The 535-nt window shown below is 49.5% G+C and carries 1 protein-coding gene; it reads left to right on the top strand.

Translation table 11 applies throughout. The annotated features are described in order from the left end of the window. On the top strand, positions 1 to 535 hold a 535-nt coding region (locus HMPREF2554_RS10980; RefSeq protein WP_141744405.1), incomplete at both ends, for a chromosomal replication initiator protein DnaA.

Raw genomic sequence — 535 nt, 5'->3', positions numbered from 1 at the left:
ACGGATACTCATACCGCTGTTTCTTCGGATTCCGGTTGGGATTCTTCGGCGCGTCTGAACCCAAATTACACCTTCGATACTTTTGTGATTGGGCAGTCTAACCGCTTTGCACACGCCGCAGCATTTGCTGTTTCCGAGTCCCCCGCCCAAGCCTATAATCCCCTCTTTATTTATGGCGATTCGGGGCTAGGTAAAACCCACCTCCTGCACGCGATCGGGCACTATGCCAAGCATCTTTTCCCGAGCTTGCGCGTGCGGTACGTAAATTCTGAGGAGTTCACAAACGATTTCATCAATTCGATTCGTGACGATGAAGGATCATCTTTCAAACAGATTTATCGCAATGTCGATATGCTTCTGATCGACGATATCCAGTTTTTGGCGGGTAAAGAGCATACACAGGAAGAGTTCTTCCATACTTTCAATGCCCTGCATAATCACCAAAAGCAGGTCGTGATTACCTCCGACTTGCCGCCAAAACAGCTCACCGGGTTCGCCGAGCGTATGCGTTCACGCTTCGAGTGGGGTCTGATTA

Origin of the sequence: Rothia sp. HMSC071F11, assembly GCF_001809115.1 — a bacterium.
Taxonomy (GTDB): domain Bacteria; phylum Actinomycetota; class Actinomycetes; order Actinomycetales; family Micrococcaceae; genus Rothia; species Rothia dentocariosa.
Note: the sequence above shows the minus strand (reverse complement) of the source record. Positions and strands in the feature narration are given on the sequence as shown.